The 25,329-nt window shown below is 37.1% G+C and carries 22 protein-coding genes and 1 other annotated feature; of the genes, 15 read left to right on the top strand and 7 right to left on the bottom strand.

The window, feature by feature from the left end:
* Window positions 1-80: 80 nt before the first annotated feature.
* On the bottom strand, window positions 81-974 hold the full coding sequence (locus HBB17_RS13505) for an AraC family transcriptional regulator (protein ID WP_167958022.1): 894 nt from the start codon (window positions 972-974) through the stop codon (window positions 81-83).
* Window positions 975-1,603: 629 nt separating this feature from the next.
* Here HBB17_RS13505 and HBB17_RS13510 point away from each other — a divergent pair.
* Complete coding sequence (locus HBB17_RS13510) at window positions 1,604-2,365, top strand: alpha/beta fold hydrolase (RefSeq protein WP_167958023.1); 762 nt, start codon at window positions 1,604-1,606, stop codon at window positions 2,363-2,365.
* Window positions 2,362-2,895: a hypothetical protein gene (locus tag HBB17_RS13515; protein WP_167958024.1), complete on the top strand. Its 534-nt coding sequence runs from the start codon at window positions 2,362-2,364 to the stop codon at window positions 2,893-2,895. Before HBB17_RS13510 ends, HBB17_RS13515 begins: the two co-directional genes overlap by 4 nt.
* A 554-nt stretch (window positions 2,896-3,449) precedes the next feature.
* Here the strand turns inward: HBB17_RS13515 and HBB17_RS13520 are convergent.
* The gene (locus HBB17_RS13520) at window positions 3,450-3,875 is read right to left on the bottom strand and encodes a MarR family winged helix-turn-helix transcriptional regulator (RefSeq protein WP_167958025.1); all 426 of its coding nucleotides are present in this window, start codon (window positions 3,873-3,875) and stop codon (window positions 3,450-3,452) included.
* A 344-nt stretch (window positions 3,876-4,219) separates the two neighbouring features.
* On the opposite strand from HBB17_RS13520, the gene HBB17_RS20660 reads away from it, so the two are divergent.
* The 6 genes from HBB17_RS20660 (at window position 4,220) to leuS (ending at window position 13,265) form a co-directional block, all read left to right on the top strand.
* Entirely contained in the window at window positions 4,220-4,348 is a 129-nt protein-coding gene (locus tag HBB17_RS20660; protein ID WP_274380788.1) for a hypothetical protein, read from the top strand.
* Window positions 4,349-4,669: 321 nt separating this feature from the next.
* Window positions 4,670-6,721 (top strand): lectin-like protein, encoded by a 2,052-nt coding sequence (locus HBB17_RS13525; RefSeq protein ID WP_167958138.1) that lies wholly within the window; start codon window positions 4,670-4,672, stop codon window positions 6,719-6,721.
* The gene (locus HBB17_RS13530; protein ID WP_167958026.1) at window positions 6,714-8,069 is read left to right on the top strand and encodes a glycoside hydrolase family 3 protein; all 1,356 of its coding nucleotides are present in this window, start codon (window positions 6,714-6,716) and stop codon (window positions 8,067-8,069) included. Before HBB17_RS13525 ends, HBB17_RS13530 begins: the two co-directional genes overlap by 8 nt.
* Before the next feature lie 68 nt (window positions 8,070-8,137).
* Window positions 8,138-9,196: an acyltransferase family protein gene (locus HBB17_RS13535; RefSeq protein WP_167958027.1), complete on the top strand. Its 1,059-nt coding sequence runs from the start codon at window positions 8,138-8,140 to the stop codon at window positions 9,194-9,196.
* A gap of 89 nt (window positions 9,197-9,285) precedes the next feature.
* On the top strand, window positions 9,286-10,272 hold the full coding sequence (gene bsh / locus HBB17_RS13540) for a choloylglycine hydrolase (RefSeq protein WP_167958028.1): 987 nt from the start codon (window positions 9,286-9,288) through the stop codon (window positions 10,270-10,272).
* A 188-nt stretch (window positions 10,273-10,460) separates the two neighbouring features.
* Window positions 10,461-10,676 (top strand) — a binding site (T-box leader).
* Between the two features lie 165 nt (window positions 10,677-10,841).
* The gene (gene leuS / locus HBB17_RS13545; protein WP_167958029.1) at window positions 10,842-13,265 is read left to right on the top strand and encodes a leucine--tRNA ligase; all 2,424 of its coding nucleotides are present in this window, start codon (window positions 10,842-10,844) and stop codon (window positions 13,263-13,265) included.
* Window positions 13,266-13,423: 158 nt separating this feature from the next.
* On the opposite strand, the gene HBB17_RS13550 is transcribed toward leuS, so the two are convergent.
* The gene (locus HBB17_RS13550; RefSeq protein WP_167958030.1) at window positions 13,424-14,095 is read right to left on the bottom strand and encodes a helix-turn-helix domain-containing protein; all 672 of its coding nucleotides are present in this window, start codon (window positions 14,093-14,095) and stop codon (window positions 13,424-13,426) included.
* Window positions 14,096-14,258: 163 nt separating this feature from the next.
* On the opposite strand from HBB17_RS13550, the gene HBB17_RS13555 reads away from it, so the two are divergent.
* Genes HBB17_RS13555 through HBB17_RS13565 form a run of 3 tightly spaced genes read left to right on the top strand, consistent with a single transcriptional unit; the run spans window position 14,259 to window position 16,771 of the window.
* Window positions 14,259-15,011 carry an SDR family NAD(P)-dependent oxidoreductase gene (locus HBB17_RS13555; RefSeq protein ID WP_167958031.1) on the top strand — a complete coding sequence of 251 codons (753 nt, stop codon included), beginning with the start codon at window positions 14,259-14,261 and terminating at the stop codon, window positions 15,009-15,011.
* Window positions 15,012-15,037: 26 nt separating this feature from the next.
* Window positions 15,038-15,928, top strand: coding sequence for an alpha-hydroxy acid oxidase (locus HBB17_RS13560; protein ID WP_167958032.1), 891 nt, complete (start codon window positions 15,038-15,040; stop codon window positions 15,926-15,928).
* Between the two features lie 12 nt (window positions 15,929-15,940).
* Window positions 15,941-16,771 carry a sugar phosphate isomerase/epimerase family protein gene (locus HBB17_RS13565; protein ID WP_167958033.1) on the top strand — a complete coding sequence of 277 codons (831 nt, stop codon included), beginning with the start codon at window positions 15,941-15,943 and terminating at the stop codon, window positions 16,769-16,771.
* Between the two features lie 16 nt (window positions 16,772-16,787).
* On the opposite strand, the gene HBB17_RS13570 is transcribed toward HBB17_RS13565, so the two are convergent.
* Together HBB17_RS13570 and HBB17_RS13575 are read right to left on the bottom strand one after the other, a co-directional pair.
* On the bottom strand, window positions 16,788-17,789 hold the full coding sequence (locus HBB17_RS13570) for a helix-turn-helix domain-containing protein (RefSeq protein WP_167958034.1): 1,002 nt from the start codon (window positions 17,787-17,789) through the stop codon (window positions 16,788-16,790).
* 13 nt (window positions 17,790-17,802) lie between these two features.
* Window positions 17,803-18,165, bottom strand: coding sequence for an ArsR/SmtB family transcription factor (locus tag HBB17_RS13575; RefSeq protein WP_167958035.1), 363 nt, complete (start codon window positions 18,163-18,165; stop codon window positions 17,803-17,805).
* A gap of 161 nt (window positions 18,166-18,326) precedes the next feature.
* Between HBB17_RS13575 and HBB17_RS13580 the strand changes: the two genes are divergently transcribed.
* Together HBB17_RS13580 and HBB17_RS13585 are read left to right on the top strand one after the other, a co-directional pair.
* Complete coding sequence (locus HBB17_RS13580) at window positions 18,327-18,545, top strand: cation transporter (protein ID WP_167958036.1); 219 nt, start codon at window positions 18,327-18,329, stop codon at window positions 18,543-18,545.
* Between the two features lie 53 nt (window positions 18,546-18,598).
* Entirely contained in the window at window positions 18,599-20,482 is a 1,884-nt protein-coding gene (locus HBB17_RS13585) for a heavy metal translocating P-type ATPase (RefSeq protein WP_167958037.1), read from the top strand.
* A gap of 87 nt (window positions 20,483-20,569) precedes the next feature.
* Here the strand turns inward: HBB17_RS13585 and HBB17_RS13590 are convergent, their stop codons facing one another.
* Window positions 20,570-21,193, bottom strand: a complete 624-nt coding sequence (locus HBB17_RS13590; RefSeq protein ID WP_167958038.1) for a DUF4317 family protein — start codon at window positions 21,191-21,193, stop codon at window positions 20,570-20,572.
* A gap of 163 nt (window positions 21,194-21,356) precedes the next feature.
* Here HBB17_RS13590 and HBB17_RS13595 point away from each other — a divergent pair, with 163 nt between their 5' ends.
* Window positions 21,357-23,321 carry an oleate hydratase gene (locus HBB17_RS13595; protein ID WP_167958039.1) on the top strand — a complete coding sequence of 655 codons (1,965 nt, stop codon included), beginning with the start codon at window positions 21,357-21,359 and terminating at the stop codon, window positions 23,319-23,321.
* Between the two features lie 77 nt (window positions 23,322-23,398).
* Window positions 23,399-23,530 carry a hypothetical protein gene (locus HBB17_RS20665; RefSeq protein ID WP_274380789.1) on the top strand — a complete coding sequence of 44 codons (132 nt, stop codon included), beginning with the start codon at window positions 23,399-23,401 and terminating at the stop codon, window positions 23,528-23,530.
* 145 nt (window positions 23,531-23,675) lie between these two features.
* Here the strand turns inward: HBB17_RS20665 and HBB17_RS13600 are convergent, their stop codons facing one another.
* Window positions 23,676-25,145, bottom strand: a complete 1,470-nt coding sequence (locus tag HBB17_RS13600; protein ID WP_167958040.1) for a methyl-accepting chemotaxis protein — start codon at window positions 25,143-25,145, stop codon at window positions 23,676-23,678.
* Window positions 25,146-25,329 lie beyond the last annotated feature (184 nt).

The following is a 25,329-nucleotide window of genomic DNA, read 5'->3' on the forward strand; positions in this document are numbered from 1 at the left end:
CTTTTTTCTTTTCGAACAATACATGGCTGGATGAGTTGCAACTTGTAGTGGATGAGATGCATTTAGATTGCTTGTTTCATTTATTTTCTTACAATAGGATACCACAATTCAATGTATCCACTTTCTGGTGTACCACCATAGATTTCAAAGTTCGGTCCATCTGCTCGATTGTAATCTGCGGTAGGTAGCCATTCTGTATAGAATCTTTTTTGCAATGTAGTAAGAACAGTATGAAAATCTTCATCCCAGTGAAATGTTTCAGAAGGGAAGATCGCATATGTTTGAGCAGGTATATGAGCAATCTGATATCCCTTTGTCTTACTATCTTTGGAACAGAAGGCACAGAGCATATAAGCAAATGTATTGTCGTCAGTAGTCCGATAATTCTCAACACCATGAATCTTACATAAATTCTTCGCTACATAGTCAGGTAATTTACCAGAATTCGCGTATAACCGTTCATATTCCCCGTTTTGTTGACACTGTTTCCATAATTGAGCGGGGGTCAATCGACCTTCTTCATTGGTTAGGGAACAAATCGTTTCGATTCCAAAAACATCAAATGCCTCTTTTGTTTCAATTCTGTAGTTCATTTCTTGATCTCCTTTAATTGATATTTGAAAAGAAATCTTAGGATAGGCCTTTAATATTACTCCTTCTTGCCTTGCTTCTGTAGGAGTTAACCCGTGAAGTGTTTTAAAAGCTCTTGTAAATGAAGTTGCAGAATCATATCCGTATTTGATTGCAACATCAATAACTTTTTGATCCGTATTTTGTAATTCTAATGCTGCTTGCGTTAATCGTCTTCGTCGTATGTATTCAGCAAGTGGTATATCGGTTATGAATGAAAACATTCGCTGAAAATTATAGGAAGAGCACCCAGCATTCATTGCAACGATATCAAAATGAATATCCTCGGTAAGATGGGTTTCGATATAATCAATTGCAGCATTCATTTTTGTTAGCCATTCCATTCTAATCCTTCCTTTCAATAAAAGAATAACAAATGATGAATTGTCAAACGCAACTTTCTGTGCACAATATGATCGTATTGAAGGAGGTTATAGATTAAGACCATTATAAAGCACATACTCGTTCAAATCATGCAAGTGGGAATTTTATGTAACTAATACAAACTTTGCAGTTCAATTGCTGCCAAAAACCTATCATATAGAGGCGTTTTCAGCAATTAATATACCGAAACGCCTATGGAAATGTGCATATTTTTTTTATGTCGAGTTTTCTGGCTTTCATCAAAAAAGTGCAACTGTTTGACGAGCTTGCGAGGAGTTTTGCACTTTTTTGATGGCTTTTTGCTAGAAAAGTCGATATTAGAAAAATAGCACATTGGAATCGAAGTGGAGATATATTAATTGCTGAAAATGCCTTAGGATAACAGGGCAGCAATTAAACTGCGAAGTTTGAGTAACTAAGTTTAGTTTATATGACTATTGGTTAGAAAGCAATGAAACCCGAAACAAAATGCTTCTTTATTTACATTAAAGCATGTAAATACTATAATGAAAGAATATATGACGAATAGCGTGAAACACATTGCACAAGCAGTATGCCAGTTTTATTGAGAAGGATGGAGCGTGAGTATATGGAAACAATGTTAATGTTACATGGAATGGGTGGTCCGAATCCATTGAATCTGCTTGAAGAAGATGTGAAGCAGTATATGGAAGTTATAAAACCAGTTATGCCTGGATTTCGTGAGGAAGACCCGATCATCGAGTATTGTGATGAGGATTATGTGGAATATATTGAAGAAATCAGAAAGAGTAAGGGGATTGAGCAGATGGTTGTTCTCGGTTATTCCATGGGTGGAAGAACGGCACTGAATTATACGCTTACCTATCCCAATCGGGTAAAACAGCTGATTCTAGTGGATAGTGCAGGCGTTGAATATCTGTTACCCCCACTTCGTTTTTCTTGGGGAAAACCAGTACTAAAATGGATCTTGCCAAGCCTACTGAGATTTGGTTGCATACAAGAGATGCTAGGAAAACCGGATTTTGTTAATACCAAATCTGCCATCTATCAGTTGGGGAAACAGTGGGTTGCCGATATGATGAAGTCGAAGACGATGCGAAAGAATTTCGTAGAAATATTAACATCAATAGGAAAACCGATACCGAATTTAAAAGAGCAATTGAATCAATTGCATGTCCCTGTTCTTATTCTGTGGGCGGGTGATGACAAGACCGCAAAAGTCAGTGCTGCATATTGGCTAGAGAAAGAAAGCAAGGAGAAGGAATTGTACATACTTCCAGGATATCGCCATATGGCACCGCTAGAGAAACCGGATTTCTATACCCAACATATTCGAGAATTCGTTACGCATCGTAGGGAGGGTGTATGAAGAAGATTATAATTTTTTTCCCAGGCATAGGTTATGGAGTCAACTGTCCATTATTTTATTATGCAGATTTTATAGCAGAAACGAAGGGATATGAACGTTTTTCTGTTGATTATGGGAACTTACTATCCGATCAATCCAAACCATTGGAACATAGACTAGATGAATTAAGAAATTATGAATTGAAACAGCTACGTGAGATCCCATTTAATGAATATGAAAAGATCATATTCCTATCCAAAAGTATTGGAACAGTAGAAGCTGGTTGGATTTCAAATCGTTTAAATCTTCCTGTCACTCAGGTATTTCTGACACCAATTAAGGAAACATTGCCTTATTGTACGTCAGATTGTAAAATCGTAATTGGAACAAAAGACAAGTGCTATCCAATGTATAAAGAGCATAGTGAATATAATAATGTGAATATATTGTGTGTGAACGGTGCAAACCATTTGCTTGAAATTGAAAAGGAACCCTATAAGAGTATGAATATAGTAAAACAGGTTATGGAATTTATAATGAAAAATGTTTAAACCAACAAATGTTTGCCTTTTGTATTCAGACAACATCCTTTGAGCCTAAAAAAGTGGCTGGCGCAAGAAGTAAAGCGCCAGCCACTTTTTTACATATATTCAATATTAGCAACCAAAACAAGCTTTAATCATTGCTAATAAATCAGAACAGTTGAAATTAAAACACATAATATTATCCTCCTTAACGTTACATTGTGAATCGGGTTACTTGATGTTTTCTAATAATTAGCAACCAAAGCAAGCTTTAATCATTGCTAATAAATCAGAACAATTTAAAAAATTAAAACACATAGTATATCCTCCTTAACAACTTTTGTTTTCTTGGAACATTTTAAATTGTAACACTTTTGTAACAATTACGCAATATGTAGTTAATAATTAATGACTGGAAAACATGGTATATATTGCAAGAGGTGAATTGTGTTGTTGTAAAGAAGGCAAAGCAAAAAGGAATACTCCGTCATGAAGCTTGACGGAGTATTCCTTTTTGCGAGTTCGTATGTTTCCTTTTAAATCAAATTCATAATCATGTTAGAAGCTTGCTACATGATGCATTAAGTTTCAGGAAGTGACTGTATTAATTTCGTAAATAAAGCAAGAAACGCACTTTGTTCTGAATCAGAAAGTGGCTGTAGCATCTGCTCAAACAGTAATTCCTCTTGTTTGAAATGCTCCTGTATGGAGCACTTTCCATGTGCTGTTAACTCCAATCCAAAAGATCGAAGATCTGTTTTATCTATGGTTCGTATTAGAAATTCCTTTTTTTCTAGTCGGTTGATCATGTTTGTTAATGTGCTGTTTGGAATTGCTAAGCATTTCAGATAGTCTTTGAGTTTATATTCTGGATGAAGATAACAGAGTTTTAATAGTTTCATATCGGGAATACCTAGTCCCTTCAATTCTTCAGTACAGATCTCTATGGATTGATTGAGTAGAAGAGTATTCCAAATATTGCATAGTGTTTGTGCATGTTGGTTCATTCCAATTCTTCCTTCATCGCTATTCCAAGGGACGTTATGCCCGATGAATGCGTTTTTTATTTGATAGAAGAATTTTAGCACCAAAACAGATGCATGGCAATAGAAAGATAACAGGTGTCATGACACATTTTATAGATGTAAGTAGACTTGTACTATGGGCAAGGTTGATATGCTTATGCCCATAATCCAAAATCAAGATTGCTGTTAGAAGAATTTCAATGAACTGGATGAAGGAGAGCAAGAGAGGCAGGAATGTTAGTAGGGTTATTGTATGGCAGTTTTGCGTGATTTTAGAGGATATCCGGTACTGTAATCCAACTAGGAATGCAGAATACAGTATAATCATGGCAAAGTCAGCAATTAGAATAAGTAGATGGGATTGTCTTCCAGAGGATCCGATTGATTCCAACAGTGAGAATGCATGGGTGGATGAATATCCAAATGTCTGTGTTAGATATGTAAACTCACACTGAAAAAAAGTATTACACAGACAGCAAAGGAGGAGAAACATACCAAATGTGAGACAGAGTGATTTGGTAGAGGATAAACGGGTTACGAAAGCTTTCATAAAACATTACTCCTTTCAATTAATTGTTTATATTACCATATAGGGATATTACCATATGTGAAATAAAATGTAAAGTAGGAATGTAATGTTTGGGCAAATTAACGAAAGAAAGTTTTACTGTCTTGCTAACCCAATATATATTTCATATAATAAATATGTCGAATTGTAGAGAATAAAAACGATTCCCCATCCATTTGGAGAGGGATAATGACAAGGAGAGGGACATATGTATTGTAAGAATTGTGGAACACAGAACATGGAAGGCAATAATTTTTGCCGCAACTGTGGTACGAGATTAACAGAACCTACAGTAGATACGCAAACGCAACCGATGAACGAGGGGGTATACAACTATACCCAACCAGAGGCTGAGATAGTAGAACAAGCTGTCCAACCAGAGACTGAGATAGTAGATCAAGCGATCCAACAAGAAACAGAGGTAGTAGATCAAACACTCCAACCAGATACGGAGCGGCTGGATAACACTACCCAATCAACGACTGAGGGGTATTATAGCAATTCCCAACCGAATGAAGGAATAGCTCCTAGCTACCAACAGAATTACAATATGGCACCTGAGAACATTGCTCAGGGAGCAAATAATCCGAATTTACAAATGAATATGGGAAAAAGTAAGCGTGTACCAAAGAAACTTTGGTTTGGACTTGGAGCTGTAGCAATCGCATTGGCTGCTTTCCTTATCTTTTGGGTAAACAAAAAACCTACCATTGACCTAAACAAATACATCATCATTACTTGCGAAGGATATGATGGGTATGGGAAAGCCGATATCAGCATAGATTGGGATGCAATTGAAGAGAAATATGGTGATAAAGTCAAGTTTACAAAAAAGGCTAAGACAGAATATGGCGAGTTCGTTCGATTAGTAAGACCTTTAGAAATATTACATGATTATGTTGATATCGATCTAGAAAACACGTCAAATCTATCCAATGGAGATCGTATTGCTTACACTTGGGATATTGATGCCAATGATATTAGTAAATATATAGGTTGTAAGGTTAAATTCTCCAATGGAAAATACAAAGTTTCAGGATTAACTGCAATTGGGGAATTTGATCCATTTGAAGGAGTTGAGATTACATTTAGAGGTGTTGCTCCAGACGGTCAAGCAGAGATTCTTTATAATGGTGAAATTATGAGTGCCTATGACTTCTATTGTGATAATACAACAGGATTAAGCAATGGGGATACAATAACGGTATATATCGACAGCTATGATATGGAGTATTATGCGGAGACATATGGGAAAGTACCTACTGTAACGGAGAAAAAGTATACGGTTAGTGGACTGAGTGGCTATGTAAGTAGTATTTCTGATCTGAATGAAGATATTAAAAAGAATCTTCAGAGTCAATCAGAAGATATCATAGCGGATTATACATCAGCTTGGTCATCAGAAGCATTTGTAGATTCCGTTACCTATATGGGAGATTACATGCAAACGCCAAAAACAAACTATTCAGGTGCCTATAACTTGTATAGCCTTGTATATAAGATTAGTTCACACGTACGGGCTTCTTCCTCGTATCCAGCGGTGAAAGTGGTGCAATACTATGAAGTAAAATTCCCAAATATCATTGCAAATGCAGATGGATCTTATGATGTAGACTTCGAGTATTACTATACGCCATTGGATACATTTACGAAGGACGCCTATTATGGAGAGGAATCCTATAGTTATGATCGTTACTATTACTATGGTTATGAGACTTTAGCAGATCTTAAGCAGGCATGCGAATACTATTATGGGGACGAATATAATTTTGAGTGGAATGTAGAAGATGTGAAAGAAGCAAGCAATTCAGATGATTTTGATGACGCAATTGCGTATACAGAAGGAATCCATACATACGACGTATTCATGGGTGATATGACATGGGAAGAGGCAAATCAAGCCTGTATGGATGCAGGTGGACATTTGGTAACATTTGAAACGAATGAAGAATACGAATATGTATTATCTTCCTTAGAACTCAATCAGTCCAATTATTATTATGTCGGTGGAAAATGTGTAGATGACCAATACTATTGGCTATCTCCAGGGGAGTGGCATACAGAGGAAGCCCTTGAAGGACGAGAAGAATGGATGAAGGGGGAACCAAGTTATAACGATGGAGATACAGTAGAAGATCGTATGGGTATCTTCTATTACAAAAAAGAAAAAAGATGGGTATGGAATGATGTTGCAAATGATTTATTAGATAAGGCAAGTAATTTTTCTGGAAAATTGGGGTATATATGTGAATATGAATAAAAAATATTTAAAAATATGTCTAGGTATGTTCCTTATGTTAAGCCTTGTGGGGTGTAATTTTTCTAAGAAGCCTGCAAATGTGAATGTTGACAAGAATACGAATGGATCTAGTGAACAGCGAGAAAATGCAGGAAATGATTTTGTAGAAGAGGATACCGATCTACAAGGTGATAAAGAAGGAGATACAGAGGGCGATGCGTTGAATTCAGGTGCAGAGGCTGATGGAAAGAAGGCTGAGAATCCTACTTCACAAGAAAAGGATACCGCACAATTAGGTGACGGGAAAATAGAGCAGCAGATCGAGGAGTGGATTGCAACTCATTCCATTCAGGAAAAGGTTGCACAAATGTTTATGATTACGCCAGAGGCATTGACAGGATATGCACAAGTTACGACAGCGGAAACGGCCACGAAAGATAATATTGATAAGTATCCTGTTGGAGGAATTATTTATTTCAAACAGAATTTAATAGATCCTGAGCAGACAACAACGATGCTGAACCAAACAAAGAAGTATTATCAAGCAGCTGGTTATGCAACGCCATTCCTTATGGTAGATGAAGAAGGTGGCTTAGTAGCAAGAATCGCCAGTAATCCGAATTTTGGAGTGAATAATTTTCCACCAATGAGTGAAATCGGAGCAACAAAGGATGCCAGTAAGGCAAGTGAAGTGGGGTCTACAATCGGAGCGTATCTGTCTGCATTAGGTTTCAATATGAACAGTGCTCCTGATGCGGATGTTCTAAGCAATGCTTCGAATACCGTTATTGGTAACCGCTCTTTTGGAAGTGATGAAACGTTGGTATCAGAAATGATACTTGCAGAGTCCAATGCTTTACAAAAGGAAGGTGTGATCTCTATTATTAAGCATTTCCCTGGTCATGGAGCAACCGTAGGAGATTCCCATGAGGGATATGCCTACACGGATAAAACAATAGACGAATTACTTGATTGTGAGCTAATACCATTCATAGATGCGATTGAAGATGGAATTCAAGTGATTATGGTGGGACATATATCAGTACCGAATGTAACGGGAGATGATCTACCAAGCAGCTTATCAAAACATATGATTACAGAGGTGTTAAGAGGGCAGTTGCAGTATGATGGGCTTATTATGACCGATGCTATGAACATGGGGGCAATAACAGAAAAGTACAGTGCATCCACAGCAGCAGTGATGGCAATTGATGCAGGAAATGATATTGTACTTATGCCTTCTAATTTTCAAACAGCTTATGCCGGTGTTCTTGATGCGGTAGCTTCTGGAAATTTATCAGAAGAGCGTATTAATGAATCGGTTCGAAGAATATTACGTGTAAAGTTTGGTATGGACGAAGGTCTATAATAAGCGAAATATCGTTTATTGATATTTACTCAAACAATTAATCGAGGAATTATAGAGGGGGAGAACGAATGAGAAAATATTATATCGATAACTTACGAATTTTATGTATCTTTTTATTGATACCATTCCATACTACTATGATCTACAATACATTAGGTGAAACATTTTATGTGAATGGTACACCAAAAGAAAGTTTGACGTTTGTTAATCTAGGAGTATATCCGTGGTGGATGACGGGGTTATTTGTCTTGGCGGGAATGTCAACGATGTATGCTTTTGAACGTCGAACAGGAAAACAGTATCTACAAGAACGAATTCGAAAACTTTTGGTTCCCTTGTTATCCTGTCTTGTCTTCGTAGTACCAATGCAGACGTACATAGCAGATCGGTTTCACAATGGATACCAAGGAAATTACTTTGAACATTTGAAGATCTTTTTAACAATTACTGATTGGAGCGGATATGATGGACATTTTACACCAGCACACACATGGTTTATCTTATATCTGTTTCTGATCTCCTCTGTTACTTTGCCACTTTTACTATGGTATCGAAACAAAAAGAAGAAACTAGATGGTACAAAAATTAATATGGCCATACTAATCTGTCTGGGGATTCCTGTTGTTGTGTTAGAGGATGTCCTTAACGTTGGAGGAAAAAGTTTTGCACAGTTTGGAGCTTGCTTCTTAATCGGTTATTTTGTCCTAAGTGATGAGCATGTTTTGGAACGTTTACAGAAATACAGCACACCATTAGGTATTACATGGGTAGCATTAATAGGAACAAGATGTTTCCTTCATGCAAAGGGCTATGAAGATAGTATATATTTCATTATTTTGTATTCTTTGTTGGAATGGATTGGTATTCTTGCAATGCTTGGACTTGGCAGAAGGTTTTTGAATCATAATTGGAAATTCACGAGGCATTTTGTTAAGGCTGAGTTTTCCCTATATCTTTTCCACCAAACGATTGTCATTATGGTAGGATATTGGCTCATACCATATATTAAGGGCGTTTATGCACAATATGTGCTGATTATTATTCTATCCTTTATCATATCGTATCTGTTATATCAAATCTGTAGAAGATTTAATGTGACAAGATTTCTTTTTGCAATTAAAAAATGATTTAAAATCTTACAATGGCTCTGTAACAGAATAATATCTTCCATTTGGTTAATGCTAACATATAAAATTAGATTATGGAGGAAACCATTTTGTGTACAGCATTAACACTTAAAACAAAGGATGGGTATCACTTATTTGGAAGAAATATGGATTTATCCTATTCCTTTAATCAAGCAGTTACCGTAGTGCCTAGAAATTATGAATTTAAGGATCGGTTTACAGGAGAAAAGAGAAAAAGCAAATATGCAATAATTGGTATGGCTTCGCTGATTGATGAATATCCAGCATTTGCTGATGCAATGAATGAAAAAGGATTAGGTTGTGCAGGCCTGAATTTCCCTGGATATTGTTATACGGAAGAGAAATCGGTACCTAGTAAATATAATTTACCACCATATGAGTTGATCATATGGATTTTGTCAAACTTTGAAACCGTAGAAGAGGTTGCAAAAGAGATTAAAAATGTGGAATTAGTTGCAGTTCCAATTAACGAGAATACACCACTGCCAACGCTTCATTGGATTGTTGCAGATAAGAAGGGAAAATCCATTGTAATCGAAAAGACAAAAGAAAGATTTGCTGTGTATGAGAATCCACTGGGGGTATTAACCAATTCACCGACATTTGATTGGCATTTGACAAATCTAAATGAATATATGAAAACGACGCCGATTCAACCGGAATCGGTTACTTGGGTAGAGAAAGAATTAAAACCCTTAGGGGTAGGTGTTGGAACCAATGGATTACCTGGTGGATTTGCAGGAGTGGATCGTTTTGTCCGAATTGCATATCTAAAATCCAACTGTATGGAAACGGAAGATTGGAAGCAGGGAATAAGCCAGTTCTTCCATATGTTGAATAATGTAGCAATGCCAGCTGGGTCAGTTACAGCCGATCGTCTTCAGGATATCACCTTATATACCTCCTGTATGTGTCAGGAAACAGGGATCTACTATTATTCTACGTACAAAGGATATGGTATTCATGCAATTGACATGAACAACGTGAATCTAGATGGAAATGAGATTATACGATTTGCTTATATGGAAGAGTTACAGTATGATAAACAGAATTAGCTAAGGAAGGCTTTTTTATGTTTTGACTGGATTACAGAGTCGAAAAATAACACTTATGATATAAAATTATGGTTTGGCTCTTGACATCTTTTCAGGAAAAGGGTAATGTAGAATCAAATATAAATGCAAACTTCGTACATGAAATAATGTCTACTCGCTAGAATATTGTAAGTGCGAAGTTTGCGTAAGTAAAAGTAATGAGTAGAAGTAGTAGAAGTCGTTTTCAGTCACAGAGAGTTATCGGTTGGTGGAAGATAATCTGGAAAGCTTTGAACTCGTCTATGAACTCCGAAGTTGAACATGAAGTAGGCTTTGGCGGGCATTCCCGTTATAGAATTCAAGTGCAGGAGTAAGTCCTGAATTAGAGTGGTACCGCGGTAGGTAGTGATCCTTTCGTCTCTTTTGTATATAGAGATGGAAGGATTTTTTTATATAATAGGAAAGTCCTCCGACTTTCCTATTATATAAACCCTCCGGGGGATGCGCACTCGCACATAAGGTAGATGTCAGCTAAAGCATCAGGCTTTTGATAGCCAAACCAAAATTTTATTAAGAAATGGAGTAAAACAATGACACAATTATATAATCCAGCAGTGATTGAGAAAAAGTGGCAAAAATACTGGGAAGAACATCAAACATTCAAGACGGATGTTTGGGATTTCTCGAAACCAAAATACTACGTACTTGATATGTTCCCTTATCCATCAGGAGTAGGTCTTCATGCAGGACATCCAGAAGGGTATACAGCAACCGATATCGTTTCTCGTATGAAACGTATGCAAGGATATAACGTATTGCATCCAATGGGATATGATTCCTTTGGTTTACCTGCAGAACAATATGCAGTTAGTACAGGAAATCATCCAAATGGTTTCACACAAGAAAACATTAAAACATTCTCCAATCAGTTAAGAGAACTTGGTTTCGATTATGACTGGTCAAAAATGATTGCAACAAGCGATCCAAAATTCTATAAATGGACACAATGGATCTTCAAACAATTATATCTTGATGGATATGCAAAATACGTGGATATGCCAGTTAACTGGTGTGAAGAACTTGGTACAGTTTTATCCAACGATGAAGTGATCGATGGTAAATCCGAACGTGGTGGATATCCAGTTATTCGTAAGAATATGAAACAATGGGTAATCAACCAACCAGCATTTGCAGAAAAATTATTAGAAGGTTTGGACGAGATTGATTGGCCAGAATCAACGAAAGATATGCAACGTCACTGGATAGGAAAATCCGAGGGTGTTGAAGTTGATTTTGATATTGTAGGCGGTGGAAAATTCTCCATCTACACTACTTGTATTGAGACAATCTATGGTATTACGTTCATGGTACTTGCACCAGAAAGTGATCTTGTTAAGGAATTAATGCCAAGAGTTGAAAATCCAGAGGAAGTACAAGCTTATATTAATGAAACTCTTAAGAAAAATGATATGGACCGTACACAACTTAACAAAACAAAATCTGGTTGTATGTTAAAAGGATTATATGCGATCAACCCAGTAAACGGCAAAGAAGTACCTTTATTCATCGGTGATTTCGTTTTAGCTAGTTATGGTACGGGAGCAGTTATGGCAGTTCCAACACATGACCAAAGAGACTTTGAATATGCACAAGTTCATAAGATTGATATGATTCAAGTAATCGATGGTGCAGACGTGAGCGAACATGCATTTGAAAAGCAAGATTACCTTGGAAAAGGCTGTAAACTGATCAATTCGGAAGAGTTTACAGGACTTACTGTTGAAGAAGCAAAAGAAGCAATTACAGATAAATTAGTAAAGAAAGGCGTTGCACGTAAAACGGTTAATTACCATTTCCGTGAATGGATCTTCGCTAGACAAAGATACTGGGGAGAACCAGTTCCTGTAGTCTATACAGAAGGGGATAACATTCATGTAATAGATGATGAAGAATTACCATTGATCTTACCAGTCCTTGAGGATTACAAAGGCAAGAATGGGAAAGCTCCTCTTGAGAATGCAACAGAGTGGAAACAATACGATCATAATGGAATCAAAGGAAGACGTGAAACATCAACTATGCCAGGTAGTGCTGGTTCTAGCTGGTATTATATGCGCTATATTGATCCAGATAATGAAAAGGAATTCGCAAACCAGGAATTATTAAAACACTGGTTACCAGTTGACTTATATATTGGTGGACCAGAGCATGCAGTAGGTCACTTAATGTATGCAAGAATCTGGAATCGCTATCTATATGATAAGGGCTTATCTCCAGTAAGAGAACCATTTAAGAAATTAGTACATCAAGGTATGATTCTTGGTTCTAATGGTATTAAGATGGGAAAACGTTTCCCTGAATTCGTTGTTAACCCAAGTGATATCGTAAGAGACTTTGGTGCCGACACATTAAGACTTTATGAAATGTTCATGGGACCTCTTGAAGTATCGAAACCTTGGAGTGATTCCGGAGTAGAAGGCGCAAGAAAGTTCATTAACCGTGTATGGAACTTCTTCACCAATCCAGAGAATATCACAGAAGAAAATGATGATACATTAACAAAGGTATATCATCAAACAGTGAAAAAGGTTACTAGTGACTTTGAACAGTTAGGATTCAACACGGCAATTAGCCAGATGATGATCTTCGTAAATGCAGCGTATAAAGCAGGTACTTGTCCAAAAGTTTATGCAGAAGGATTCATTAAGATGCTTTCTTGTATCTGTCCACACGTTGGAGAAGAGATGTGGAGTATGTTCGGTCATGACACAACCATTGCTTATGAAAACTGGCCAACATACGATGAAGCAGCGATCAAAGAAGATACCGTTACCATTGGTGTTCAGATTAATGGTAAAGTAAAAGGTACAGTTGAAGTTGCAGTAGATGAAGATAATGTATCAGCAATCGCGAAAGCGAAGGAAGTACCTTCTGTTATGAAGGCGTTGGAAGGCTTGAACATTGTGAAAGAAATCTATGTAAAAGGTAAGATCATTAATATCGTTGCGAAATAATGGTAAGATACCAGGTTGTTCTACGATGGCTTATTATTATCATGCATGAAAACTTGCAGATTGCTAATATTGACATTTGTTAGGTAACCCATATATTGAATAAAGAAAAGAGAGTCCCTATAGATTGCTATACTCCATGTCCTGTAGACAGGGGGATATCAAGACATATGGGACCCTCTTTTTTTTCGGTATTCTCCAGGGGTAAGGCCGGTTGCCCGTTTGAAGGTTTTGATCATATGACTGGAATCAGAGAAACCTAATTCTTGGCTTATATATGTAATATCAAAGTTAGTAAAGGTTAGATAATCTTTAACCTTGTGAATTCGTATTTTTTCTATATACGATTTACAACTTTCTTGATATAGAAGATAAAAGTTTTTTGCAAAATACGAATAACTCATCTTGCATTTGGCAGCAATGTCGGTAACCAATAGATTAGAAGTCATATTTTCATCAATATATTCTGTAATTGTGTATATATCGTATTTTTGATCTTCCTCGTACATCTCATTTTCAATTACAAATCCTTCCTTTTGCCAGAGACGTATAATTTCGATTAATAGCTTATAAAGTTCGGTTTGGATGAGTACATCATAACTATATTTCTGTTTTTGGCTTTCTTCTATACAATATAGAAAAATATCCTTTGCTTTAATCGTATTCGTTTGCGTTGTATTAAATATTGTGTGAAGTTTTCTTTTCTCCGCAAAACGAAAGATGCTTCTTAACTTTGGGGAATAGGCGGAGGTCATAGTCATTCTACTAATATCTAGTTTTATTCCAATTAAATCTAGCGGTTTTCCGTCTGCAGAAAATATAGAATGGATCACCTTTGGATGGAATAATATCTACAAAAATGCTATACTTTGATGTAAAGATCTGAGTTATTATGTAATCCATACGAATAGATGAATTGGTTTGTTACATATTTTTTTACAAAAGGCTTTTGTCATATGATTATAAAAATCTATAAGAAAGATGAGGAAATAAGAGATGATTGATGTAAAAGGAAAATGGGCACTTATTACAGGTGCAAGTAGAGGAATTGGTTATCTTACAGCTAAATATATGGGGGAACAGGGGTGTAATCTTATCCTGCATAGTAGAAGTTTGGAGAATACGAAAAAAGTTCTAGAAGAGGTTCAGGCAATGGGCGTTCAGGCCTATGCTGTTTGTGCGGAATTATCAGATTTGGAAGCAGTTGAAAGAATGTTGAAAGAGATTGATTCGTTACAAGTGGATGTTAGTATTGTTATGAATAATGCCGGAGTACAGATTGCGTATAGAGAAGAATATTATGAAACGCCAGTGGCTGATTATATGGAGAGTTTTAAGATTAATACAATTGCACCTGCAATGATTTGCTATCATTTCATGCCAAAGATGATAGCGAATGGATTTGGAAGAATACTGAATACAACAAGTGGTATTGCACTCGAACCACAACAAGCAGGATATTCTGCCAGCAAAGCAGCTTTGGATAAAATAACGATTGACTTAGGTTCCACAGTGGAAGGTACAGATGTGTGCATTAATCTAACCGATCCAGGATGGTGCAGAACGGATCTGGGTGGGGGACAAGCACCTAATGCACCAGAAAGTGCAATTCCTGGAATTGTCGTTGGTGTGTTTGTTAATGATAAAAAATCAGGACGTTATCTGGGTGCACAGAATTTTACAGGAATGTCCCTTGAGGAAGCAGTGGTTAAAGCAGAGAAAGAGTTTGATAGTCCATATAGAAAATAGATAAGGGAATTACCAGGAGGTGCAGTATGAAACAAAACCAAGCAGGCGATGCAAATCGTATAACAAGAGAATATTTTGATTCTTTATTATTGGAGTCACGATATATAGATTCCGATCTACCATCGACGCAGCTACAATTATATGGTGAAACATTTCAGACACCAATTATGACGGCTGCATTATCACATTTGCATGGAATTTGCGATAATGCAATGGTAGAGATCGCAAAAGGAGCATTAGAAGCGAAAGCAGTTCATTGGGTTGGAATGGGAGAAGAAGATGAATTTGAGCAGATTACAGAAACGGGTGCTAGAACAATTAAGATTATCAAGCCCCATAAGGATAGCAATGTGATCTATAAGAAAATGGATCATGCCATAGAGCATAATGCATTCGCTGTTGGAATGGATATTGACCATGCATTTTCTGGAAATGGTAAGTATGATGTTGTATGTGGTCTTCCAATGCATGCGAAGTCATTTGAAGAAATTAAGGAATATGTAGAGCGGTCTTCTGTTCCGTTTATTATTAAAGGTGTATTAAGTGTCCAGGATGCGGAGAAAAGTGTGAAAGCTGGAGCAAAAGGAATTGTTGTTTCTCATCATCATGGAATTATGCAATATGCAATACCACCGTTGATGATTCTACCAGAAATCGTAAAAGCAGTAGATGGACAGATACCAATATTTGTAGATTGTGGTATAGAAAGTGGAATGGACGTATTTAAGGCGCTAGCGTTAGGAGCAACTGCAGTTTGCGTGGGTAGAGAATTAATGGAGCCACTAAAGGATGGAAAAGATGCAGTAGCGAAACGAATAAATGAGATGAATCTTGAATTGATGAGCATCATGGCAAGGACCGGTGCAAAGACTTTAGCAGAGATTGATCCTTCGGTTATTCATTTTAAGACATTTTAGGGGGGATTGAATATGATACTTGGAGTAGCAACTTCGTTCACACATAAATCGCCAAAAGAATGGGCAAAAAAACATAAGGAACTTGGATGTAAAGCAGTAGTATTTCCAGTGAATTGTGAGGCATCGCCTGCTCTGATTGATGACTACTGTAACGCAGCAAAAGAAGAGAATCTACTGATAGCGGAAGTAGGTGTTTGGAAGAATACGTTGGCAGCAGATGTGCAGGAACGAAAGAAAAATATAACGTATGCTGTGGAACAATTACGACTTGCTGATCGAATTGGCGCAAATTGTTGTGTGAATATTGTTGGAACACCTCATGGTCCTATTTGGGATGGTGCGTATGCTGGGAATTATTCGAAAGAAACTTGGCAGATGATTGTCCAATCAATTCAAACAATCATTGATGAAGCAGCACCAACACATACTAAATATACGATAGAACCTATGCCTTGGATGATTCCATCAGGTCCAGATGAGTATCTACGTTTAATTGAGGATGTTCAACGAGATAATTTTGGCGTGCATCTAGATTTCGTTAATATGATTCAATCGCCCAAAAGATATCTTTTCGCAGAAGAATTCATGGAGGAATGTTTCGAAAAACTGCATGGACAGATCTGTAGTTGCCATCTGAAAGATGTATTGTTATTAAAGGAATTTACATTCCAACTACGGGAATGTGCTTGTGGAAAAGGAACTTTGAATCTAGAAAGGTATGCAGAGTTAGCAACAAAGGAAAGAAAAGATATGCCAATGATTATTGAACATTTAGATTCAGAGGCGGAATACATAGAAAGCCTACAGTATGTGAAAGAAAGATTAAAAGAGGTTAACCATTAACTGGTTAACCTCTTCTCTATAACACATGAGACTGTCTTCGGTAGTCAGAGGGAGAAATCCCAACTTGCTCTTTGAATGCTTTTGTGAATTTCCCTTGGCTTTCATAGCCTATGCTGGAGGCAATAACAGCAATAGAAGCATCACTTTCCCTTAACATAGTGGCAGCAGCATCAATCCGGTATTTCTTCATATAGGTTGCAATTGGAAGACCGTAGATATTCTTAAATGTAGTTTTTAGCGTTGTAGCATTTATTAGATATTCTGAAGATAATTCCTCAATGGTATATCTTTGATTTAAATTACAAATTAATTTATTGTGTATCTGTTTGATGATCTCCACCTGGTCTGATTGATAGGGACTTAAGGATTGCTCATCCTTTGGCTCAAGAAGACATAAGAATAAAATTAATTCTAATACCTTCAATTTCATATAGGGAATTTTGAATTCCGTTGGTACTTGATATAACTCGCAAAAGATATGTTCGATTCGGTGGTTGGCTGGAAGTGCAAAAGGTTTTCCTTCTTCACAGAATTTTACTTGTAGTATGGTTCCAGCATTGAATTCACTTGGGAAAAAAGAAGGAGGATTGTGAATTAATCGTTCCAGATCAATGGTGATCATGATACCTTCATAAAATCCCAAGGGAAGGGTAATCTCTGCATCCGCACAACAGTCCATTGGTTGCAAAGCCATATCCCCTTCTCCTAGGAATACTTTCTGATTTTTATTCATGTGCATTCCAATCCGGCCTTGATGGCAATGATTGATCTCTAGAGAGGAGTGTAGGGAATCATGATGAAAATCAATTACATTTCCTAAAAAGTATTGATAGAACAAGGTTATTCCAGGAAAAATCAGATACTCATCGATTAATCCCTTTCCCAAATTGGGGTGTTTGGTGGTATAGGATTCTGTGCGACCAATCGTTTCTGTTGTATCTGTTTTATGAATGGTATAGGTGCCATTGATCACATCGTTTAGTCGATTTTCTAAATCCATAAGAGAGGCATCTTTCATAATAGGCTCCCTTCTATTCAATCGGACAATGAATGGACATCATGATTTCAATCATATGATGTAATTCTTTGCTTGTTTCTGAGTCTGATGCTCTATAGTACACTTCTTTCCCTTCTCGTCGGCTTACAATAAGACCATTGCTTTTTAAGATACGAAGGTGATGTGAAACGGCAGGACTACTCATCGAAACCATTGCTGAGATATTGATCACACATTCTTCGCAGTGACATAATAGCCAATAGATCTGTAAACGACTGCTGTCACTCAATTGCTTAAAGATATCTGAAACCGTCTGAAAATCCGTATGTTTCAAAATCTGATCATATTCCTCTTGAGAATAATTTCCGTGATCATGTGGTAAATGGGTATGTTCCATAAAATTCCTCCTTTGGTCCAATTAGACGTAGTTTTTGCCCATTTAGAAGCATTCGGGCAAAACCTATTGCAATAATAGTTGTATGTGGTAAAGTATAGACATAAACAATTAAACAATCTTTTAATTGATAAATATTGTACCACTTGAAAGGAGTAATAGCAATGAAGAAAAATTATAAAATTGAAGTAGACTGTGCAAATTGTGCAAACCTAATGGAGGATGCAGCAAAGAAAACGGCGGGAGTGAAGGATGCATCTGTAAACTTTATGACACAAAAGATGTCCGTCGAATTTGAAGAAGGTCAAGACGTAAAAACAGTTATGCAAGCGGTTTTGAAGAATTGTAAGAAAGTTGAAGAAGACTGTGAGATTTTTATCTAGCTTGATTTATACAAGAAGAGATACACCAAGACCAGGATTGGAGGTTTGGGAAGATGAATAAAAAACAGAAAAAGTTACTAACAAGAATACTGATTGCTACAGCACTCATGATTCTCCTAGCATTTATCCCAGTAGAGGGTATAGTGAGATTTGCATGTTATTTGGTTCCATATGTTGTTATTGGACATGACATTATTAAGAAAGCTTTACATGGAATCAAGAATGGTAAGATGTTTGATGAGAATTTCCTAATGACGGTTGCAACGGTAGGGGCGATTATCATCGCATTACTGGGAAAAGGTGATTACGTAGACGCAGTCGCTGTTATGCTCTTTTATCAGGTAGGAGAACTGTTTCAGAGTTATGCAGTTGGAAAGAGTCGTAAAAACATTAGTGAGTTGATGGATATCAGACCAGATTATGCAAATATTGAAGTGGATGGAAAACTTGAAAAAGTAGATCCTGATGAAATTGAAGTAGGAAGTATCATTGTTGTTCAGCCAGGTGAAAAAATCCCTATTGATGGAACAATCATAGAAGGGGTATCCAGCTTGAATACCAGTGCATTAACAGGTGAGAGTATTCCAAAGGATGTGAAAGCTGGAGAAGAAGTAATCAGTGGCTGTATTAACTTAACAGGGGTAATAAAGATTGAGACAACAAAAGAATTTGGAGAGTCTACCGTATCAAAGGTACTGGAGTTGGTGGAGAATGCAAGTTCAAGAAAATCAAAGTCAGAGGATTTTATATCAAAATTTGCGAAAGTGTATACACCATTAGTATGTTATGCAGCATTAGCATTAGCGATACTTCCACCACTTGTAAAGATGATCTTTCTTGGACAGTCAGCAGATTGGATGACATGGATCTACCGAGCACTTACGTTCCTTGTAATCAGTTGTCCATGTGCGCTTGTGGTAAGTATCCCACTTAGTTTCTTTGCAGGTATTGGTGGAGCAAGTCGGGAAGGAATTTTGATCAAAGGTTCGAATTACTTAGAGACACTTTCCAAAACAAAGTATGTTGTATTCGATAAGACGGGAACTTTGACACAAGGGGTATTCGAGGTAAATGACGTACATCATAATGAAATGGAAAAGGAAAAACTGCTTGAGTATGCAGCTCTTGCAGAAAGTGCATCTTCTCATCCAATAAGTAAAAGCCTTCAGAGAGCTTACGGAAAAGAATTAGACCGGAGCAGAGTTCATGATATTCAGGAGATCAGTGGCAACGGAATTATTGCAAAAGTAGATAATGATACGGTAGCAGCAGGTAATGATAAATTAATGAAACGCTTAAATATAGAATACAATAATTGCCACAGTGTAGGAACGATTATTCATATGGCCATTAACGGAATATATGCAGGTCATATCGTAATTGCAGATGTGGTAAAACCTCAATCGAAAGATGCAATCCGACGATTAAAACGTACAGGTGTTGTTAAAACAGTTATGCTTACAGGAGATGCAAAGAAAGTAGCCGAACAAGTAGGAAGGGATTTGGGTTTGGATGAGGTGTACAGTGAGTTACTACCAGCCGATAAAGTAACCCAGGTGGAACGTCTCTTAGAACAAAAACCTGCCAAAGGTAAGCTTGCATTCGTTGGAGATGGAATTAATGATGCACCGGTACTTTCTAGAGCAGATATTGGTATCGCAATGGGTACAATGGGATCCGATGCCGCTATTGAAGCAGCAGATATTGTTCTTATGGATGATGATCCAAGCAAGATTGCAAAGGCAATTGCAATCTCAAGAAAATGTCTTCGTATTGTCTATGAGAACATAACATTTGCAATAGCAATTAAATTAATTTGCTTGTTGCTTGGAGCAGTAGGAATTGCAAACATGTGGTATGCAATCTTTGCAGATGTTGGTGTAACGGTTCTTGCAGTATTGAATGCCATTCGTGCACTATTCGTTAAGAAAATCTAATTTATGTTCCTTTTTTGACAGAAAAGAGAAAGCTACTATAAAACATGAAATTGCATATTACCATTCTTGCAGAGGTGTTCGTAAAAATTACGTTGATAAAAGGAATCGTTCAAGTTCCGTATGAGGCTTTGTTTGATTACTATGATAGATTCCAATGGACTGGTCATCACAGCTTCGATCACGAAACATTGGATAGAGGAAACCAAAGGTAGGAGTACCTGGCTCATATTCTCCGATAAGTGGGCAGATGGCACAGATTAGATACTCATATACTTCCTCTGATTCCCCAAGTCGTACTTTATCGGCAGCTTTTACGGGAACATCATACCGGTCATGGAATACAAAGATGCAATAATCCCCGTCATTCTGGTAATGTTCTGCAACTAATTCATAGAAGGTTTCCATGAGTGCATCGTTCTTCAATCCACAGGATTTCATAGCTTTTAATAATTGAACAATATTTTGATTCCCTTTGGTTACCATAGTAAATGGATGATCTTTTAGATTTTCATTGGTATCACTAAAGGGAATTGTTTTTGCTATTTCAAGGTTTTTCTGCTTATCTTTTACGGATAGATTTAGAAAGTTGGTATTAAAGGTACCATCAATAAATCCATCAGAATCCATATAGCTTCCAGCTATTCGTGTAAAGGATGTACGACTAACGGTCATCCTTCTTGTAAGTTCTAACATATCTTCTCGATTGATCATATATCCATCCTCCATTATTTGTTTCTGATTATAACAGAATTATGTTTGGATTCCTAGTATACTTTACAAATAAGAGGTATTGTTCTGTTAATATGTGGAATGCTATGAATGTTAATGGTTTCGTTGAGACCACGCAATTATAGTAGGAGAAATGGAGAACAGAATGAATAAAAAGATAATAAAGGTAGGAGCTGTTTCGATTGTCGCAGCCGGAGCTGGTCTTGTATTTGCGAAAAAGAAAAAGGGAAAATTACAGGCAGAAAAGAAATGGAGAAGTAAAGAGCATTCCACCTATCGAAATACTGAACGTGGAAAACAGGAAAAGAACAGCAAAGGAATCTATTATACCAGTGGAAACTATGAAGCATTTGCTCGTCCAGAGAAACCGGCTGGAGTTGACGAGAAATCTGCTTATATCGTTGGAAGTGGTTTAGGTGCATTAGCAGCAGCTTGTTTTCTTGTAAGAGATGGGAAGATGAAAGGAGAGAAGATACACATACTAGAGGCGATGGAGGTTGCAGGTGGAGCCTGTGATGGAATCAACGATCCCACAAGAGGCTACGTGATGCGTGGTGGTAGAGAGATGGAGAACCATTTTGAATGTTTATGGGATTTGTTTCATAGCATTCCTTCTTTGGAAAAACCAGGTGCTTCTGTATTAGATGAATTCTACCAATTAAATAAGAAAGACCCGAACTATTCGTTGTGCCGTGCAACGAAGAATAGAGGAGAAGATGCCCATACAAATGGTAAATTTGGATTAAGCCAGAAGGGGTGTATGGAGATTCTTAAATTATTCTTGACAAATGACGAAGATCTATATGACAAGACCATTGAAGATGTATTTGATCGAGAAGTATTTGACTCCACATTCTGGCTCTATTGGAGAACAATGTTTGCTTTTGAAAATTGGCACAGTGCATTAGAGATGAAATTATATTTCCAGCGGTTTATACATCATATTGCTGGGTTGCCAGATTTTTCAGCATTAAAGTTCACCAAATATAATCAGTATGAATCCCTCATCTTACCAATGCAAAAATACCTAGAAGCAGCGGGGGTACATTTTTATTTTGGTACAGAGGTTACGAATGTTATATTTGAGTTTTCAGGTGAAAAGAAGATCGCAAGAACAATACAATGTACGGTTCATGGAGAAAAGCAAGAAATCGTTCTTACCGAAAATGATCTTGTATTTGTTACAAATGGTAGCTGCACCGAAGGAACCATATACGGAGATCAAGACCATGCACCTGTAGGAGAAGCAGAAATTCGTACAAGTGGATGTTGGAGTTTATGGAAGAATATCGCAGCACAAGATAAGTCATTTGGTCATCCAGAAAAATTCTGTTCCGATACGGAGAAGACAAATTGGGAGTCAGCAACAATAACCACGTCGGATGATACCATTCTTTCCTATGTTGAAAAAATCTGTAAGAGAGATCCAAGAAGTGGACGGGTTGTAACAGGTGGTATCGTAAGTTGTCAGGATTCCAGTTGGTTATTAAGTTGGACGATCAATCGGCAAGGACAATTTAAAAAACAGAAAAAGGAAGAAGTCTGTATCTGGGTATATAGTTTATTTACCGATGTAACTGGAGATTATATTGATAAACCAATGCGAGAATGTACGGGAAAAGAGATTACTGCAGAATGGTTGTATCATATAGGTGTGCCTCTGGAAGATATTGATGAATTGGCGGAGAACCATGCGGTTTGTGTACCAACGATGATGCCTTATATTACTGCATTTTTCATGCCTCGAACAAAAGGGGATAGACCAGATGTAATTCCTGATGGGTGTGTCAACTTTGCCTTCTTGGGACAATTTGCCGAAACACCAAGAGATACAGTATTCACAACGGAATATTCTGTACGTACTGCTATGGAAGCAGTGTATGGTTTATTGGGAGTTGACCGTGGCGTTCCAGAGGTATGGGGCAGTGTATATGATATTAGAGAGTTGCTAGATAGTAGTGTAAAATTAATGGATGGTAAGTCTCCGTTAGAGATGGAACTTCCTGGTCCACTTAATCTTTTGAAGAAACCATTACTAAAGAAGATCAAAGGAACGGTGATCGAGAAAATCTTACGTGATCACCAGATCATACGGGACGGAATGCTTTAGTTTGACTTTCCTCTCGATTCTATTTCACCAATGGTGAGCATAAAGTAGAGTAGGACATCTTATAAGGAGGGAAGAATATGGGAGATAAGAATCCTGCGGCAAGGAAAAAGAAAGCCGCTCAAAAGTTAGCTACACTGGAACGAGCTAAGAAATTAGCCCAAGGGAATGAAAAAAATGCGGCAAAGAAAAAGGCGAATCGTGCAAAGTGAATGTAACCTTTGATTTATTAAGAAAGGGAAGTAAAACATGTAGGAGTAAGGCATAACTGCCTTCTTCCATGATTTACTTCCCTTTTTGTTTTGGGGTGGAAATTTTGATATGTGTTTCCAACACTATGTATTTTGAAGTTTTATACTATAGATATTGCTCCAATTCACCAGAGGTTTCAACAAGTTCCTTTATTAACTCTTGTGTACGTTCTGTACGTTCTCCATTTTCATTGGTAATGGATTTGGTTTCTGTTACGGTAGCCATGGTATCTGTTGCAACGGTATAGATATTTTTTATATTTTGTACAATTGCGTCATTGCTATATAAGATAGTACTAATCCGTTGCGAAATCTCTGTAATATTGTGGTGTAATATACCCAATTGATCAATGGACTGATGGAAGATTGTTTCCATCTGATGAATCAGAGAGTTTTGCTGTCCGTTGACCTCACTAAGAGTAGTAACTTCATGTATACAGGAGGTTACGGTTTGGTGTAAGTCTGCAATAATCGTGTGAATCGTACTAGCAGATTCTGCACTTTGAGAAGCAAGGTTACGAATTTCATTGGCAACAACAGCAAAACCACGTCCTGCCTCGCCTGCACGAGCACTTTCTATGGAGGCATTCAGCGATAGAAGATTGGTTTGGTTGGTGATCGAACTGATGGCATCGGTAATTGCTTCAATTCGCTGCATGTGTTCCCGAAGCTGATTCATAGAGTGGGAGACACTTTGATTGCTATTGTCGACGATGGAAGTATAGTTACTTAAGTCTTGCACAATGGAAACACCTTCATTCATGGCACGTAGTGTATCCTGAGAAATTTGGTCCACCACATTAGCGGATTCTTTGGTATCGGAGATCATCGTATGTATTTCATCGGTTAAGGTATTTTCATTTTCTATGTTGTCTACAGCAAGCTTCATATGGTCAGCGATATTCATAACATTGTCTGTAACGGTTTCGGTGGAGGTATTTAGTATGTCAATAATGTTATTCACTTCGGTACAGTTATTTTTTAATATGCTTGCTGTTTTCAAAACTGATTCTAAGATTTGTGATTGCTTATGTTCTCTCTCTGCAATGGCATCAATCTTTTGTTGATTCATTCGATTCGAGATTCTACTAGAGAGGTAGATTAAGATATAGATTAAAGCTACGGAAGAGACTTCAACCATATAATCGATGATTGTATACATATCACGTTTTCCACGAAAAGTTACCATTAGAAAGACACGTATGATATTGATGGAAAGATTGATAATATTGCAGTAATGGATCAAACGAAGATCAAAGTAGAGAAAACTAATCAGTAATAAAGGAATCGTAACAACATAGATTCCAATTCTAGTATCTACAAACATGGCTGCTATGTATGGAATAAAGAAAAATGAAATTGCAAAATACATGTATTTGTTACTGTAAGGGTCATGACGATAAACTAGGATGGATGCGATAAATGACATTCCACATAAAGCGAATAATGTAAAAAGAAAAGCCGGTGGTAGCGATTTGTCGATGAAATGATAACAGTATCCAATGCATAGAGAGCTATATAGAATCCCTGCAGTAAATAAAGTGATCTTGTTAATTTGTTTTTGGTTCGAATTCAATCGTGTTCACTCCTTTGTGTATAAGTATTTAGTATCAATTAGTTGACAAACATTTTTTATTTTACTACTCATTTGGATATTTGTCTATGTTCCGTTTTGAATTTATTATATTTATTTCCTTTTGGAGCGAGGCAGGTGGAGATATAGAATGCCAAGGAAAAAGAAATAAGGAAGGAGAGCGAAC

It is taken from the genome of Anaerosporobacter faecicola, from assembly GCF_012070565.1.
Classification (GTDB): Bacteria; Bacillota; Clostridia; order Lachnospirales; family Lachnospiraceae; genus Anaerosporobacter; species Anaerosporobacter faecicola.

Bases quoted from the DNA above. Each gene is read 5' to 3' on its own strand.
- HBB17_RS13505 (WP_167958022.1), bottom strand. From the start codon at position 974: ATGGAATGGCTAACAAAAATGAATGCTGCAATTGATTATATCGAAACC.
- HBB17_RS13510 (WP_167958023.1), top strand. From the start codon at position 1,604: ATGGAAACAATGTTAATGTTACATGGAATGGGTGGTCCGAATCCATTG.
- HBB17_RS13515 (WP_167958024.1), top strand. From the start codon at position 2,362: ATGAAGAAGATTATAATTTTTTTCCCAGGCATAGGTTATGGAGTCAAC.
- HBB17_RS13520 (WP_167958025.1), bottom strand. From the start codon at position 3,875: ATGAACCAACATGCACAAACACTATGCAATATTTGGAATACTCTTCTA.
- HBB17_RS20660 (WP_274380788.1), top strand. From the start codon at position 4,220: ATGGCAAAGTCAGCAATTAGAATAAGTAGATGGGATTGTCTTCCAGAG.
- HBB17_RS13525 (WP_167958138.1), top strand. From the start codon at position 4,670: ATGTATTGTAAGAATTGTGGAACACAGAACATGGAAGGCAATAATTTT.
- HBB17_RS13530 (WP_167958026.1), top strand. From the start codon at position 6,714: ATGAATAAAAAATATTTAAAAATATGTCTAGGTATGTTCCTTATGTTA.
- HBB17_RS13535 (WP_167958027.1), top strand. From the start codon at position 8,138: ATGAGAAAATATTATATCGATAACTTACGAATTTTATGTATCTTTTTA.
- leuS (WP_167958029.1), top strand. From the start codon at position 10,842: ATGACACAATTATATAATCCAGCAGTGATTGAGAAAAAGTGGCAAAAA.
- HBB17_RS13555 (WP_167958031.1), top strand. From the start codon at position 14,259: ATGATTGATGTAAAAGGAAAATGGGCACTTATTACAGGTGCAAGTAGA.
- HBB17_RS13560 (WP_167958032.1), top strand. From the start codon at position 15,038: ATGAAACAAAACCAAGCAGGCGATGCAAATCGTATAACAAGAGAATAT.
- HBB17_RS13565 (WP_167958033.1), top strand. From the start codon at position 15,941: ATGATACTTGGAGTAGCAACTTCGTTCACACATAAATCGCCAAAAGAA.
- HBB17_RS13570 (WP_167958034.1), bottom strand. From the start codon at position 17,789: ATGAAAGATGCCTCTCTTATGGATTTAGAAAATCGACTAAACGATGTG.
- HBB17_RS13575 (WP_167958035.1), bottom strand. From the start codon at position 18,165: ATGGAACATACCCATTTACCACATGATCACGGAAATTATTCTCAAGAG.
- HBB17_RS13580 (WP_167958036.1), top strand. From the start codon at position 18,327: ATGAAGAAAAATTATAAAATTGAAGTAGACTGTGCAAATTGTGCAAAC.
- HBB17_RS13585 (WP_167958037.1), top strand. From the start codon at position 18,599: ATGAATAAAAAACAGAAAAAGTTACTAACAAGAATACTGATTGCTACA.
- HBB17_RS13590 (WP_167958038.1), bottom strand. From the start codon at position 21,193: ATGATCAATCGAGAAGATATGTTAGAACTTACAAGAAGGATGACCGTT.
- HBB17_RS13595 (WP_167958039.1), top strand. From the start codon at position 21,357: ATGAATAAAAAGATAATAAAGGTAGGAGCTGTTTCGATTGTCGCAGCC.
- HBB17_RS20665 (WP_274380789.1), top strand. From the start codon at position 23,399: ATGGGAGATAAGAATCCTGCGGCAAGGAAAAAGAAAGCCGCTCAAAAG.